Origin of the sequence: Snodgrassella sp. ESL0253 (assembly GCF_013344965.1) — a bacterium.
Lineage (GTDB): Bacteria > Pseudomonadota > Gammaproteobacteria > Burkholderiales > Neisseriaceae > Snodgrassella > Snodgrassella alvi_B.
Window position 1 is genome coordinate 101396 of the sequence record NZ_JAAEDQ010000004.1, and the last position, 15076, is coordinate 116471.

General features: G+C 45.3%; 12 protein-coding genes. 1 reads left to right on the top strand and 11 read right to left on the bottom strand.

The genetic code is table 11. The features are described 5' to 3' along the window. Positions 1 to 75: 75 nt before the first annotated feature. From accD to truA, 9 genes are all read right to left on the bottom strand, one after another. Entirely contained in the window at positions 76 to 948 is an 873-nt protein-coding gene (gene accD, locus GYX26_RS04855) for an acetyl-CoA carboxylase, carboxyltransferase subunit beta (RefSeq protein WP_174828336.1), read from the bottom strand. A 69-nt stretch (positions 949 to 1017) separates the two neighbouring features. Continuing rightward, positions 1018 to 1803, bottom strand: a complete 786-nt coding sequence (gene trpA, locus GYX26_RS04860; protein WP_174828337.1) for a tryptophan synthase subunit alpha — start codon at positions 1801 to 1803, stop codon at positions 1018 to 1020. A 154-nt stretch (positions 1804 to 1957) separates the two neighbouring features. Continuing rightward, positions 1958 to 3319, bottom strand: coding sequence for a PFL family protein (locus tag GYX26_RS04865; protein ID WP_100090786.1), 1362 nt, complete (start codon positions 3317 to 3319; stop codon positions 1958 to 1960). A gap of 9 nt (positions 3320 to 3328) precedes the next feature. After that, positions 3329 to 3604 (bottom strand): ACT domain-containing protein, encoded by a 276-nt coding sequence (locus GYX26_RS04870; RefSeq protein WP_100090785.1) that lies wholly within the window; start codon positions 3602 to 3604, stop codon positions 3329 to 3331. Between the two features lie 87 nt (positions 3605 to 3691). Continuing rightward, entirely contained in the window at positions 3692 to 4870 is a 1179-nt protein-coding gene (locus GYX26_RS04875) for an MFS transporter (RefSeq protein WP_174828338.1), read from the bottom strand. A gap of 55 nt (positions 4871 to 4925) precedes the next feature. After that, positions 4926 to 6128, bottom strand: coding sequence for a tryptophan synthase subunit beta (trpB, locus tag GYX26_RS04880; protein WP_100113620.1), 1203 nt, complete (start codon positions 6126 to 6128; stop codon positions 4926 to 4928). Positions 6129 to 7071: 943 nt separating this feature from the next. After that, entirely contained in the window at positions 7072 to 7680 is a 609-nt protein-coding gene (locus GYX26_RS04885; RefSeq protein WP_100090781.1) for a hypothetical protein, read from the bottom strand. A 305-nt stretch (positions 7681 to 7985) separates the two neighbouring features. Then, a complete protein-coding gene (locus tag GYX26_RS04890; RefSeq protein WP_174828339.1) occupies positions 7986 to 8618 on the bottom strand; it encodes a phosphoribosylanthranilate isomerase in 633 nt (210 codons plus the stop codon). A 38-nt stretch (positions 8619 to 8656) separates the two neighbouring features. After that, positions 8657 to 9508, bottom strand: coding sequence for a tRNA pseudouridine(38-40) synthase TruA (truA, locus tag GYX26_RS04895; protein ID WP_238791232.1), 852 nt, complete (start codon positions 9506 to 9508; stop codon positions 8657 to 8659). A 154-nt stretch (positions 9509 to 9662) separates the two neighbouring features. Between truA and GYX26_RS04900 the strand changes: the two genes are divergently transcribed. Next, positions 9663 to 9950: a hypothetical protein gene (locus tag GYX26_RS04900; protein ID WP_174828340.1), complete on the top strand. Its 288-nt coding sequence runs from the start codon at positions 9663 to 9665 to the stop codon at positions 9948 to 9950. A 478-nt stretch (positions 9951 to 10428) separates the two neighbouring features. On the opposite strand, the gene GYX26_RS04905 is transcribed toward GYX26_RS04900, so the two are convergent. Together GYX26_RS04905 and GYX26_RS04910 are read right to left on the bottom strand one after the other, a co-directional pair. Beyond that, on the bottom strand, positions 10429 to 11655 hold the full coding sequence (locus GYX26_RS04905) for a hypothetical protein (RefSeq protein WP_174828341.1): 1227 nt from the start codon (positions 11653 to 11655) through the stop codon (positions 10429 to 10431). A 726-nt stretch (positions 11656 to 12381) separates the two neighbouring features. Next, on the bottom strand, positions 12382 to 14754 hold the full coding sequence (locus GYX26_RS04910) for a FimV/HubP family polar landmark protein (protein WP_174828342.1): 2373 nt from the start codon (positions 14752 to 14754) through the stop codon (positions 12382 to 12384). Between the last annotated feature and the right edge of the window lie 322 nt (positions 14755 to 15076).

The following is a 15076-nucleotide window of genomic DNA, read 5'->3' on the forward strand; positions in this document are numbered from 1 at the left end:
GACAAATAAAAGCGCCCTGAAACAACATTTCAGGGCGGCTATAGTTAATTATTCAGTTCAACAAACGAATATTCATCAAGCTGCATCTTCACTAGCTTGGGAGCGTAGCAAACCAATCAGGCGCACAATGCGCTCTTTCAATTCACGCCGGTCAACAATTTGATCGACTGCCCCTTTATCCAGCAAAAATTCCGCACGCTGGAAACCTTCAGGCAAAGTCTCGCGCACCGTCTGTTCAATCACCCGTGGACCAGCAAAACCAATCAGCGCATTCGGTTCGGCCAGCACCACATCACCAATAAAGGCAAAACTGGCTGATACCCCGCCCATAGTCGGATTAGTTAATACAGAGATAAACGGTAGCGACTTTTCAGTAAGCAGATGTAATGCAGCACAGGTTTTAGCCATCTGCATCAACGAATTCAAGCCCTCCTGCATCCGTGCACCACCAGAAGCAGCCACACAAATAAAGGTACAGTTATGTTTCACCGCCTCACGCACACCGCGCACAAAACGTTCACCCACAACCGAACCCATTGAACCACCGATAAAGTTGAATTCAAACGCAGCCACAACCACCGGTACACCATTCATGGTGCCACGTACCACCACCAGCGCATCATCTTCCTGTGTCAGCTTGCGTGCTGTACTCAGGCGATCAGTATATTTCTTACTGTCACGGAACTTCAGAATATCAACCGGCTTAATGTCAGCACCGATTTCATACTGTTTAGTCTCATCCAGCATTATCTGGATACGTTCACGTGCCGAAACCGGATTATGATGTCCGCATTTCGGACACACTTCCATGTTTTTCTTTAAATCCGTGGCATATAAAGTTGCCGCACAAGACGGGCACTTCTGCCATAATCCTTCAGGGATACCTGCGGATTTGGCCACAGGATCTTTTTTAATCTTGGGTGGCAGGATTTTATCTAACCAACTCATTTTTTCATTCCCGGTTATTTGCCGGCAGCCTGTAACAGGCTGCCATGCAGAATTAGGACTCTGCGCAGATTATTCCAGCGCCTGCCTGAGCTCGGCAACAATAGGTGCCAGAGCCTCAGCCTCACGACCAGCATGCTCGGCTATCGTCTGCACAAAGCGGCTGCCAACGATTACCGCATCTGCTATCGCCCCGATACGACGGGCACTGTCGGCATCACGAATACCAAAACCCACACCAACAGGCACCTGAATAAACTGGCGTAAATGATCAATTTTACGCGAAACTTCAGCCGTATCCAACTGTGATGAACCAGTCACACCCTTGAGAGACACATAATAAACAAAACCACTGGCTCTGCTGCCAATCAGCTTAATCCGCTCATCTGTTGTGGTTGGTGCAATCAGAAAAATACAGTCCAGCCCATTTTTCTGTAACTGTACATACAAATCATCAATCGCCTCTGCCGGGCAGTCTACTGTCAGCACCCCGTCCACACCAGCCTGTGCAGCAGCCTGTGCAAAGCGCCCATAGCCCATATGATAAACCGGATTCAGATAGCCCATGAGAACCACCGGCGTAGTCTGATTTTCCTGCCTGAACTGGGCTACCACCTGCAATACATCTGCTAAAGACACATGATTGCGCAAAGCACGTTCAGTTGCCGCCTGAATAACCGGCCCATCCGCCATCGGGTCAGAAAAGGGCACGCCCAGCTCAATGATATCTGTACCACTGGCAACCAGCGTCTGCATCAATTGTAGTGTTGTGGCCAGGTCCGGATCACCACAAGTGATATACGACACCAGAGCAGTGCGACCATGCAGCTGCTCAAACGTCTGTTGAATTCTACTCATTTTCGTTCTCTATTCATTCCCGAACACATCAGTGGTGTTTCCAGACAACTACCATGCTGTCGCCCCTTGCAAGCAGCCGAATATAGACTGCCTGCAACACCACCAGTGCTGATTGTCATAGCCTGCATCATAACATGCAGTAGCGGCACAACTCTTAATTTTTCATTGCCTGCACCGGCGCTGGCACACGTCCGCCACGATTAATAAATACCTCACAGGAACCAGATTTCACAGGCATGACTGGTGCCCGACCAAGCAGACCACCAAACTCAACATAATCGCCTACATCCTTACCGGTTACCGGAATAACCCGCACTGCCGTAGTTTTACTGTTAATCAGGCCGATAGCTGCTTCATCAGCAATAATGCCTGCCAGCGTACTGGCCGGTGTATCCCCCGGCACGGCAATCATATCCAGCCCTACCGAACACACCGCAGTCATCGCTTCCAGCTTGTCCAGCGTCAACACACCAGCTTCTACTGCCGCTATCATACCTTCATCTTCCGATACCGGAATAAACGCGCCACTCAGCCCCCCTACCGCACTGGAAGCCATCATACCGCCTTTTTTTACCGCATCGTTCAGCAAGGCCAGCGCCGCCGTTGTTCCATGAGTTCCGCAGACACTTAACCCCATTGCCTCCAGAATCCGGGCGACACTATCACCTACAGCCGGTGTTGGCGCCAGTGACAAATCCAGAATACCAAACGGAATACCGAGCATCTTACTGGCTTCATGCCCAATCAGTTCCCCCACACGGGTAATCTTGAAAGCAGTTTTCTTCACCAGCTCGGCAACTTCAGTCAAAGACAGGCCTTGCGTATTCTGCAACGCAGCGCACACCACACCCGGGCCAGATACGCCAACATTAATCACACAATCCGCCTCACCTGCACCATGAAAAGCACCGGCCATAAACGGATTATCTTCTACAGCATTACAAAACACCACCAGCTTGGCACAACCAAAGCCTTCCGGCGTTATTGCTGCCGTCTGCCGGATGGTTTCACCCATCAGCCGGACTGCATCCATATTGATACCGGCACGGGTAGAACCGATATTTACCGAACTGCATACCACATCAGTACAGGCCATGGCCTCAGGAATGGAACGAATCAGCACCTCATCCGCAGCACTCATACCCTTATGTACCAATGCAGAAAAACCACCGATAAACGAAATACCAATAGCCTTTGCTGCCTTATCCAGCGTCTGCGCAATCGAAACATAAGAATCCGCACCAGTAGCCGCACCAATCTGCGCAATCGGCGTTACCGCAATGCGCTGATTCACAATCGGCACACCATATCTGGCAGACAACTCAGTTGCCGTTTGCACCAGATTTTTACCAACCCGAGTAATCTTGGCAAAAATCTTCTCATTCAGCCGATTAATATCCGTATCAATACAGTCATGCAAATCAATGCCAATAGTTATCGTACGGACATCGAAATGCTGATCAGAGACCATGCGTACAGTCTCCAGAATTTCATTATTCTGAATAGAAAACGACATAAACAACTCCTAAATCCGGTGCATGGCATTAAATAGAGCCTCATCCTGCACACGGATGTGCAAACCCCGTTTTTCACCCTCACTATCCAGAAATTCACTGAACTGCAAACGCGGCAAAGTACACCGTTCCGTGTCCAGCAAAATAATCATAGTGAAATAATCATCCATTAACTGCTGGCTGATATTCATAATACTAACCTGATGTTCTGCCAGCAGCGTAGCCACCTCAGCAACAATACCAATACGATCTTTACCAATCACTGTCATCACAGCATGATTAGACATACACAATCCTATTCACAATAACAATTACAAACCAGAGCAGGCCATACAAACCACTTGCCCGGCCAACACCAAACCGGCCGTACAGACCTAAGACATACGTTCACATTTAAATAACAGTGCACACAGCAAAATCAGCAGCGCAATCGCGCCACCCAGCAGCGCCACCCCACTCCAGCCATAATGTGCATAAGCCATAGCAGAAGCAAGCGAGCCGAGTACCCCGCCAATAAAATACATACTCATATAGCCAGAAGCAATCCGGCCTTTCAGTGCCGGATCTGAACGATAAATCAGCGACTGATTACAGATATGCAAAGCCTGAATAGCAAAATCCAGCAGTATCACACCACCAATCAGCGCCCATAAATGCATTCCTCCAGCATATAACAGCGCCCAGCTAAGCAGAAACAACAGTGCACACACCACCGTCATCGCATAAGTGCGGCCTTTATCAGCCGCCCAGCCGCCCACATTCGAACCAAATATCCCCAGCGCACCAAATAAGCCAAACAGGCCAATCGTACTTAAACTGAAATGATAAGGTGCATGGCTTAGCAAGAGCGTCAGCGGTGTCCACAACACCGAAAACAGACAGAAATCCAGCGCCCCCAGCACCCCACGCTGACGCAATAACGGCGTACGCCACAGCAACGACCATACCGATACCAACGTCTGCCAGTAGCCCAGCGCACTGCGCTCACGCTGCACATGAGGCAACTTCCATTGCAAAATCAAAGTCATTAGCAACAGCATCGCCGCACCCAGCACATAGACCATGCGCCAGCCCCACCAGTGAGCAACCAGACCAGAAAAAGTACGTGACAGCAGAATGCCAAGCAACAGCCCACTCATCAGCGTACCAATCACCCGTCCACGCTGCTCCGGAGCCGTCAGGCTGGCCGCCAGCGGCATCAGTATCTGCGCCACCGTACAAAAAGCCCCAACCAGCAGCAAGCCAGCAACAAACAGCCACAAGCTCGGTGCCAGCGCAATCAGCAGTGCACTGATACTTACCACCGCATACAGCGACACAATCAGCTTTTTGTTATCCAGCAAATCGCCCAGCGGCACCAGAAAAATCAGCCCGAGCGCATAAGCCAGCTGCGTCAGTGTAATCAGCATCCCGCTACTAGCCACATCCAGGCCAAAATAGCGTGCCATTACCTCAATCAGCGGAAACACAAAATAATTACTGGCCACCGCCAGACCGATGGCCAGAGCCATCAGAAAAATCTGCACAGAAGACAGCTTAATACTCTTATTCATACACACAACAAATAATTATTATCTGGCCTCTAGCATAGCGCAGTAACCCGAATAATCACAGATTAATTCCATCCAGACGGGCTACCGTATTGATATCCTTATCGCCGCGGCCAGATAGATTCACCAGAATCACCTCATCCTTGCTCATCTTTGGCGCATTGGCTACCGCCCAAGCCAGCGCATGGCTGGATTCCAGTGCCGGAATAATACCCTCCTGATGACACAGCAAATGAAAAGCTTCCATGGCTGCCTCATCACCCATTGCTTCATACTGCACCCGGCCAATATCATGCAGCAGACTGTGTTCCGGGCCAATGCCCGGATAATCCAGACCGGCAGACACAGAGTGAGTGGAAACCACCTGTCCATACTCATCCTGCATCAGATAACTGCGAAAACCATGCAATACGCCCATCGGGCTGCGTGAACTGATAGGTGCTGCATGCTGATGCCCGGATAAACCCAAACCACCAGCCTCAACCCCAACCAGCCGCGTTTCGGGTACATTAATATAAGGATAAAACAGACCTATGGCATTTGAACCGCCACCGACACAGGCCACAGCCACATCCGGCTGGCGACCGATAGCTTCCTGCATCTGCTCTTTCGCTTCATTGCCAATGACACACTGAAAATCGCGAACCATCTCCGGGTATGGCATCGGGCCTGCCGACGTACCAATAATATAATAGGTATCATCTACCCGCGCCACCCACTCACGCAAAGCCTCATTCATAGCGTCTTTCAGGGTACACGAACCAGAACTCACCCCTACCACCTGAGCACCCAGCAGCTTCATCCGGTACACATTCGGCGCCTGACGCTGGATATCCTCCGTGCCCATAAACACCGTGCATTCCATACCAAAGCGCGCCGCTACCGTAGCCGAAGCCACACCATGCTGGCCGGCACCGGTTTCAGCAATCACCCGCTTCTTACCCATCCGCTGCGCCAGCAAAGCCTGACCAATCGTATTATTAATCTTATGTGCACCAGTATGATTCAAATCTTCCCGCTTCAGATAAACCTGTGCCCCACCCAGATAGGCAGACAGGCGACGGGCATGGTAAACCGGGCTGGGACGACCCACATAATATTTTAAATCCTCATAGTACTGCGCCCAGAACGCCGGATCAGCCTTCGCTGCATAATAAGCCTGTTTTAATTCAGTTAAAGCTGTAATCAGCGTCTCCGACACAAACAGCCCACCATGCTCACCAAAAAAACCCTGTTCATCTGGATAGTGATAATTTTCCATATTTCATTCCATTGAGCAACAATTTACCCGCAAAGTAAAACTATTCAGCCATATTAACATTTTTTAAATTCATTATCCTGTTATCCATACTCAAGCCAGAATAAATAAAACCATTTCACCCTGCTAAATAACAACCAAATCCCAGTTACCGCCAACCTAGCAGTTGACTGACAACGAGAATTTACCAATATCTGACTCAAAAGAGATGACTAATCCAGCTTACTATCAGCCTATATGACCACCAATTAAACAGCCTAAATACACTCACCATAAATTTTTAATCTAGTATCAATCTGACTGATTACCTGTTTGGCACAGCAATTAAAATAATGAATATCAAAATTTTCTGCCAGTTTCTGAGCAAATGCACCCACCTGTTTCTCATGAACGGTTAATGCTCTGGGATATTCAAGTAACAGAATCTTTGTTTTTTCTGAGTACTTAAAAAACAACTTTTCATTCCAACCCCAGTTGCTGCGGACAACCTACAAGCCCCAGCTTCACTCTGGCTGGTATTCTGTTTTACCCCCACTTGGCGTCATTACCGCTAATGTCCTATTCGCCCGATCCAATATAATCCGCCGAGCTGTTTTGAACAGCTACGTTTTACGCACCGAATAAGCCAGATAAACATTGAAATTTATCAATACAATGGTAAACAATACAAAAACCGCATTCAGCATAGTTGCTGCAATCAAGGTATTAAACAAAAAGTATTTACAAATACAGTAATTTATAACAAGCATTGTAGCCAACAAACAGCCGTACTTTAATTCTCTCTCAAACAGATTATCTTTTCCTTGTAAATCAGCGTATCCTTGCCATTGCAGTATTATTTGTTCATGCTCCGGCTCTTCCCTGATCGTTCTGAGCACTTGTTGTACTCTGCGTATTATTATCATCTCCCTTGTCCGAAGCCTGCGTAGCCAAACACCACTAATACTCAATATATTTTATTGATAACATAATCCCGTGCACGGATAATATTCAATTCTTTAGCAAGAATATCTGCCACCTCAATCAATTGCTTCAAAGCGTCAACGTCACAGAAGAAATATTCAAACAGGATCTCAGCAGTTTTCAGATTTTCATCCTTGATTACTAGCCTGCCTCTGCGCCAAAGTGGTGGTTTATATGATGAAACTTTACGCCCATAAGGTAAAGCACACTCAACTCGGATAAAATAATTATCGGTAAGCTGGTGCTGCCTGATCGCATATTGCTCATTGCTTACTGTGATCGTTCTATTTTTACGATCTAGGCTGACTAAATGAGACTCCTTTATAGCACAGGTTTTCTTATTATTATGCATCCATATCGCATAAATAATGATTGAAATAAACAATACTACAATCGAAAGACTATAAATAAAAAGTAGCTCAGCGATAAAATACAAACTAAATATAATTACATTCCAAATACTAAAATACTGGCCTGTCCATTTAAATAATTTAGAAAATCTTACCGGACAAGATTGCCACTCAATTATCGGCTTTTCTGACTGCACATCTGCTTTCATCTGTAAAAAAACTTTATGCTCTGAAAGATTCATTCTTCCCCTTATTTTTTGACATTCTACCCATAACAAAACCGTGAAATTTAACTAACTAACAATTAAAATGTACACAACTGTTATTAATACATAACTCTTATAGCATAACACTCATATCAGTACAGCAACAAGCTGAGCAGAGGATAAAACAAGCAGCATAATTAAAATATTTACCAACAAGAAAATATAAAATCGGTGTGCATTTTAAATCGATTAATTAAATTTATTCTGAACAAGAGCGTTAAGAAACAGCATAAATAATCCCAATAAGATAATAAATATTTTCTGGAGCTACAGTACAAATATTAGTCCACAGACAGCCCAAAACTATTAATTGCAGCCATTAATGCCTGCATCTTTTGCCCGTCCTTAATTCCGGCTGTGATTTCCACACCACTGGACACATCCACAGCCTGCGCATGACTTTGCCTAATCGCAGAAGCAATATTTTCCGGCTTCAGCCCGCCAGAAAGAATCCACGGCCGATTTAGCTGCCGCGGCAATATCTGCCAATCGAATGTCTGCCCCGTACCACCATACTGGCCAGCGACAGCAGCATCAAACAATAACGCGCGCGCATCCGTATACGTGGCAATAGCAGCTTCAATATCACCCGTATTGCACACCCTTATTGCCTTAATATACGGGCGTTGAAACTGGCGACAGAATTCAGCACCCTCATCGCCATGAAATTGCAATGCATCCAATGGCACATGCGCCAATACTTCCTGTACCTCGGCCGCACTGGCATTAACAAACAAACCAACTACCGTGACAAACGGCGGTACAGCACGCACAATTGCCTGAGCCTGTTGCAGAGTGACATGCCGTTTGCTGCCGGCAAAAAAAATCAATCCGATGGCATCCACGCCCAGCCGTGCAGCCAGCAGTGCATCTTCCACCCGCGTCATCCCGCAAATCTTGCTCCGAATTTTCATATCCAGCCCTTTTTAAAATCAGCCGGCCACAAGCCGTATTAACTCAGATACGGCCATAGCCACACCGGCAGAGTTGCCGTAGCCACCCCCCATTGTTGCGGGTAATCTACACCAGTAAGATACAGCCCATCGGGCATAAACGTTGGCGGTGCCAGACGGCGGCTTTTCGCGGCCACCAATTGAGCAAAACCGGCCACACTCAGCTTACCGGCGCCTACATACACCAATGCGCCCACAATATTGCGCACCATATTGTGCACAAAGGCACTGCCATGAAAATCAATCGCCATCAATTCAGGGCTGCCAGCAAGGCTTAGCTCATATAAGGTTTTTACCGGTGACTTAGCCTGACAGTCACTGGAGCGGAAACTGGAAAAATCGTGTTCACCAATCAGCATCGCCGCCGCTTCACGCATCAATTCCATGTTCAGCGGATAGTGAGTCCAGCCAACCCGCCCACGTAATTGCGGCATACGTACCCGACTGGACTCCAGCATATAGCGGTAGCGACGTCCATACGCATCAAAGCGGGCATGAAATTCAGCAGCTACCGGCTGTGCTTTCACAATACGGATATTCTTATCCATTGCCGTATTCGTCCCGCGCAGCCAGGCTTCGGCACTACGCCGTGCATTAGTATCAAAATGTACAATCTGTCCTGTGGCATGAACACCGGCATCCGTGCGGCCAGCCACCACAACATTAATCGGCTCTGCCGCAATAGCGCTTAAGGCTGCTTCCAGTACCGACTGAATGGTATACAAACCATCCGGCTGCTTTTGCCAGCCATGAAATGCACCACCATCATAAGCCAGTGTTAATGCCCAACGCTGCACGGGTTGATTGTCATCAGCCGTCATCGCCGGTTGTTCTACTACATTAGCAGCCATTGCTCTTCCTAATCCACACTAATTTACGCCAACAGAATGCATTATTATCGCATAGCCATTAACTGCTTTCACACCTATAACTAATCCGGCTATTGCTTAAACTGACGCTATACTACTGTCTTAATGTCGACTCATTTTCCTGGCTTACACAATATTGAATACAGAAGAAAAACCCTCCTCACAAGCCAACGCACTTTCGGCCTGTAAAAAACTATTCCGCTGGCTACAGGAATACACTCGCAGCACAGATGCGTCTATCAAACAACGCCAGATACCTAAAAAAGACTTGTGTCTACCCGATATCACCTCCGAAACGCAAATAAATGGCTTACTGTCGATTCCAGATACTGATACTGCTTATGGCGTGCGCAACAATATATTACTTGAAGTCATGTATACAACAGGCTTGCGTATCAGCACAGTCGTAAACCTGTACATTTAAACAAAATTGACCCATAAAACGGTTTATCAGGCACTATCATTAAAGATAACAAACAAAAAATAGTACCTCTTGGTAAAAAGCCAGAGATCGGTTACAGTATTGCTTTAACCAGTGCAGCCCGATCCTACCGCCGGTTGCGCCTGTGGTGCTGTACTCGTCAGCCCACAAAACGTGCCATAATTTACCAGCTAGCAATGGGTGATTGTAAGCAAATATATTAAAAAAGCAGGTATTCACCATTTTAAACCGGTACGGAATGCACCACATATTTGCTACTTATCTGGATATATCACGGCACTGAGCGGATAGCAGCATAATCCAGATTTATATCCATATTACCAACAAACGAATAACAAAATCATTCACGTGACCAAGGTCATATCGATAAAAAATGCCAGCGCATAACAGCACTGGCATTCTCAAAACATAAATCTAATCAATTAAAAAGTATCTAAAACCAAACCTTAATAAATTGATATTATTTATTATTGCGATAAACCGTATTTTCCGGTGTTTGATTCAGCGTAAATTTAGGATGCGATGTATAATCAAATTGAATCCACAGCGAAGTATTGATTGTTTTATTCCGGTGAACTCGACTGATTCGTGAATTATCAAAGATAAATCTATACATTTCATGCATTGCAAGCAAACGCCCCCGATCATCTAAATAAAAATCCGTTATTACCGAATCGTATTTAATTTTACCCAGCTTATCACTCAATATCTGCTCACGTTTTTCAGCCAGTAATTTTTGTATTGCCGCATAGTCCTTTTTCTGCAATTGATTAGCTTTAGCCTTTAAATTCGTTTCCCGTATTTCTGATTGTTTTAATTGCTCACTCAAGCTATCAACAACAGCCACCGCCATTACCCGATCTTGCTCATCAGTAGAATTCAGCCGAATTCGATAACGAGCTCCTATTTTTTTTCCAGCTTCATCTATAGATAAACGAGCAAAAGCCTTTTTATCATAACTGGCATAACCATCATCAATTGCCTTTGGCGCTGCAAGTATTAATTCTTTCAATGGCAGATTATTTGCACGTTCAGGAAATTTTTTAGCAATATAGGGTTTATTTAGAATTTTAGGCGATTGATCCATCCGAGGAAAGATAGCATTGATAACACTTGCAAATGGTTTAATCGCTCTCACATCTGCTATCAGCATTTTCTCTTTAATATCTATCTGCACCGGCACTTTAATCGAAAATAATATATTTGATGCTTCATAACGCACCGCGGGAACAAATTCAAATTTTCCACGCGGTATATCAATCGCCCCACTAAATGGGATAGTTGTTTTTTGTGCAATAAAACTTAAAGCCCCATTTAATGACTCATTTTTTTTATCACAATCCTCTGCCGAATTATCATGCGCACAATATGACTTTTTATTTGCCTCAGCACTTATTTTTGCCGCCTGTTTTTTTCTAACAGATTCAGATGAAGATGCAGAATCCGTTGCCTCTGTCTTATGATCTAAAGCTTGATCAGCTACCTTATCCGAAAATTTCTTCACTTCATCCTGATCAGCCAACAATCGAATCTGACCATTAAAATTAAACTGATTATCATGAAGCAAATTACGCTGTATGCCCTGCCGAACCAGTTCATCCGGTGTTTTGTTACCCACCGTACTACATGCAGACAACACCAGTGCCATCCCCAGCCACAGCACTTTTTTACCAGTTACTATTCGCATATACCATCCCCATATTCAATACAAAATGTAAATATTTCAGACGCTATTAACTTATATTAATAATTATAATACAGGAAAAATCAAAAATCGGGCTGTTTATAGCTAATATTCAGTCACAAATACTGCTTTGATTTTCAGCATCAACATACTGAAATTTCATATTTATTCTGTCACATTAATGATAAAAAGCCATTAAGCAGTTAACTACATCACACAACCGTACTGAATAATGCGTAAAAACAGCACAATAAATCTTTTAAATCTCATTACTAATCAATAATTGATACAAAATTTAATTAATCTCCAAGATTATATTTACTCAATAAACATACAACATATCATTCTACAATAATAAAAAAATCTCATCACAAGCTAAAATTGCCACATATTTTGTCTGCCTGCACCAAATATCAGCAAACAAAATCCAGTTATTTTCTTATCAAGACTTTAGTTTAATTCATAATACTTATTACAGTTGTACCCAGCTATTAAAATATATTGGCAAATCTGGTCAGACTGATTCATACGCCGATGCAGTTCACAAAACCAAACTTAATCACATTCAGGAAAACATTAAACAAAACAATTTTTGCCAGATAATAAAATTTAAATAAGACATACTACAGATTCAAGGCAAATAAAAAGACTGAATCCTGACACAGGATTCAGTCTTAACCAGAAGCAAAAAATTTCACGTCTGATAACTAAAGCACAATCAATGCAAAATTAACCACCCAACTGCTGCAACAGATTTTGAGCTTCAGCCAGTATTGAACCATTCGCCTCATCAACCAGCTCACGCAGAGTCTGGCGCGCGGTAACTGCATCATCCATTTCCAGATACATTTTTGCCAATTCCAGTTTAGCCTGTAGCGGAACAGCCTGCTGCTCAGGTGTCAGAGGTTGATCAGCAGGTTCAGATCCGGCTGATCGTTCCAGCCAATCCTGTGCACCACTTCCGGTAGCAAATGAAGAAGCCGGTGTAGTAGCAGTTGAAGCAGCATATTCAGACTTATCGTCATCCAGCACAAAATCCATGGATGGAATATCCAGGCTATCAGCTTCTGTTGCTAGGGTAGAATCAGCAGCAGGTGTAGGAGTTGAGCTGGCTGGTTGAGCTGGTGAATTGTCATCACTTACGCCCAATGTTTCCCAGTCAATATCCATTGAAATCGCATCGTCTTCTGCCGCAAACGCATGCTGCTCATGTGAAGCCAGAGTCTGCTCTTTAGTAGAAGGCACTTCTTCAGCAACAGGTGTGGTATCCTGCTTGTGTTCTTCATCAAACTTGAAGTCTTCATCCCACTGCAAATCATCCAGAGCATTTAACGTCTCATCTTCTGATGTTGCTGGTTTAGGCTGCTGTGTAGCCTGAATAGCATCCTGATGTGCTTCTGCTTTAGGCTCATCCAGTTGCGATTCATCAGCCACAACCCACTCAAAACCTGTATTATCTGCCACCTCTTCATGAGGTGCAGCAATAGCCGGCTCGTGTGAAGTCAAAACTTCTGGCTGCTCGGTTTCATCAATCTGATCCAGCCAGGATAAATCGTCAGCATTATCCAGCTTAGTAGTTGACGGAGCCGCCGTAGCAGCAGGAGTATCATCCGTGAAATTAAAATTCAGCCAGTCAGTATCATCTTCTTCCTGCTTGTCGACAGCTGGTGCTGTATCAGCAAGGTGTGGTGTTGCAGCCACTTGATTCACATTTCCAGCCGGTGCATCAGCTTTAGCTGGCGTGTCTGTTGCAGCGTCATTTAACCATGACCAGTCGCCATCGTCTTCAGCTGTACTGCTAGCAGCTGTAGCCGCAGCTGCCGCAGTTGATGCTGCTGCTTTAGCTGATGTAGACGGAACAGATACAGATTGTTCAACTTTAGGTGGTACAGCATCAAATACCACATCATCATCTTCATCAGATGCATAATCTTCATCATCTTCTGCGTTATCGCTTTTTTTACGTCTTTGCCAGAGTAAAGCAGCAATTAACAACACCCCTGCCACACCTGCCAATGCATATGGCCACCATGCAGGCAACATGGATTCTTCTGCCGGTTCTTCTACAGGTTGTACCGGCTGCGCTACCTGATTAACTTTAGGTTGTACTGGTTCGGCTTTTACCACAGATGCTGCTGTTGCAGCAGGTGCAGATGCCTGAACTGGCGCGGAAGCCTGAACAGGTGCTGAAGCCTGAGCTGGTGCAGATGCAGGTACAGTTTCGGTTTTAGCTTTCCCATCCCTGGTTAGAGCCGAGGCTGCGTTACTAATTTCAGAAACTATCGTATTAGCAGCCTTGCCCGCACTTGCATCTGCCTTAACCGATTTCTGTGGCGCAGCATTTTCCGCTGCTGCCTGTGTCAATGGCGCTGCTGATACTGACGCAGTGTTCTGTGTCGCATCTGCCGGTTTTTGAGCTGCTTTAATTTTTATTTTGGATAATTTATGCAGCTGTGAAGTAGATGGAATATTCAGGCTGATATCACGGTACATAAAATCCGGATTGCCATTGCGGAAAGCATGCGGATTGGCAACAATCAGAGCATGCATGGTTTGCTCTATACTCAATCCCTGCGGCCGTACCTTACGTGCCACATCCATCAGTGTTTCATTATTGTCTACATGATATTTCACTACCGCATTATCAGAAGCCAGCCCATTTTGCAGCGCAGCAGTAGCGCGGGCAGCTGACTTCTCTTTCACCGGCCGTACCGGCTTGCGGCGATTGCCTGCTGCTTTGCCTGCACCTGCTGAATTATGGCGATATTCTGGCGGGTCAAGTAATGCGGTATATTGCCGCCCCTGACTGCCAGCCATAAGACTGAAAGACAGCATTGGATCACGAACAGGCTTACTGGAACGCAAATGAATCACAGCATTTTGTCCTTGTGCCGTTACACGTACCTGTAATGGTGCTCCTGAAATTGCTGGCCGACTGTGTAATGCAGCTCTGGCTTCATCACCAGTCACAACCACACTTCCTGAAAACGGCTCACCCAAGGCCGAATTAACCTGTAAGCTGCCCAGCCCTGCCCATGCAGGTGCACTGGCTAACATACATAAAGACAGTGCGATGATTTTTAAATTATTTACGTTCTTCAATCCCGTACCCTCACCGGTAATGCACCATTGCCATCAGGCGCGTGCCAATTCAATATGATAATTTCTACAAGTGCTCTAAAATCAACTGGTGTTTAACGTTTACTAAACCTGTTTTTATATTATCTCACGCTATAATAGCTTTTGCGACACTTTAATGCCAAGTTACCTTTACATGTTTTGCTCTCAAACTACCCTTAACTGTGGATATTTTCAGACGCATCAATGCCTGAAAAGCCGGAAACCAATATACAATAATAGTTAAATTTTGTTTAACACATTGCTTTAACAGGTGCCAAGTGTAAAAACTCAGGGTATCATGGCA

What these genes read in the sequence shown, in the direction of transcription:
- trpB (WP_100113620.1), bottom strand. Translation starts at nt 6,128, where the DNA reads ATGGAAAATTATCACTATCCAGATGAACAGGGTTTTTTTGGTGAGCAT.
- GYX26_RS04885 (WP_100090781.1), bottom strand. Translation starts at nt 7,680, where the DNA reads ATGAATCTTTCAGAGCATAAAGTTTTTTTACAGATGAAAGCAGATGTG.
- truA (WP_238791232.1), bottom strand. Translation starts at nt 9,508, where the DNA reads ATGGCTGCTAATGTAGTAGAACAACCGGCGATGACGGCTGATGACAAT.
- GYX26_RS04870 (WP_100090785.1), bottom strand. Translation starts at nt 3,604, where the DNA reads ATGTCTAATCATGCTGTGATGACAGTGATTGGTAAAGATCGTATTGGT.
- GYX26_RS04905 (WP_174828341.1), bottom strand. Translation starts at nt 11,655, where the DNA reads ATGCGAATAGTAACTGGTAAAAAAGTGCTGTGGCTGGGGATGGCACTG.
- GYX26_RS04890 (WP_174828339.1), bottom strand. Translation starts at nt 8,618, where the DNA reads ATGAAAATTCGGAGCAAGATTTGCGGGATGACGCGGGTGGAAGATGCA.
- accD (WP_174828336.1), bottom strand. Translation starts at nt 948, where the DNA reads ATGAGTTGGTTAGATAAAATCCTGCCACCCAAGATTAAAAAAGATCCT.
- GYX26_RS04875 (WP_174828338.1), bottom strand. Translation starts at nt 4,870, where the DNA reads ATGAATAAGAGTATTAAGCTGTCTTCTGTGCAGATTTTTCTGATGGCT.
- trpA (WP_174828337.1), bottom strand. Translation starts at nt 1,803, where the DNA reads ATGAGTAGAATTCAACAGACGTTTGAGCAGCTGCATGGTCGCACTGCT.
- GYX26_RS04865 (WP_100090786.1), bottom strand. Translation starts at nt 3,319, where the DNA reads ATGTCGTTTTCTATTCAGAATAATGAAATTCTGGAGACTGTACGCATG.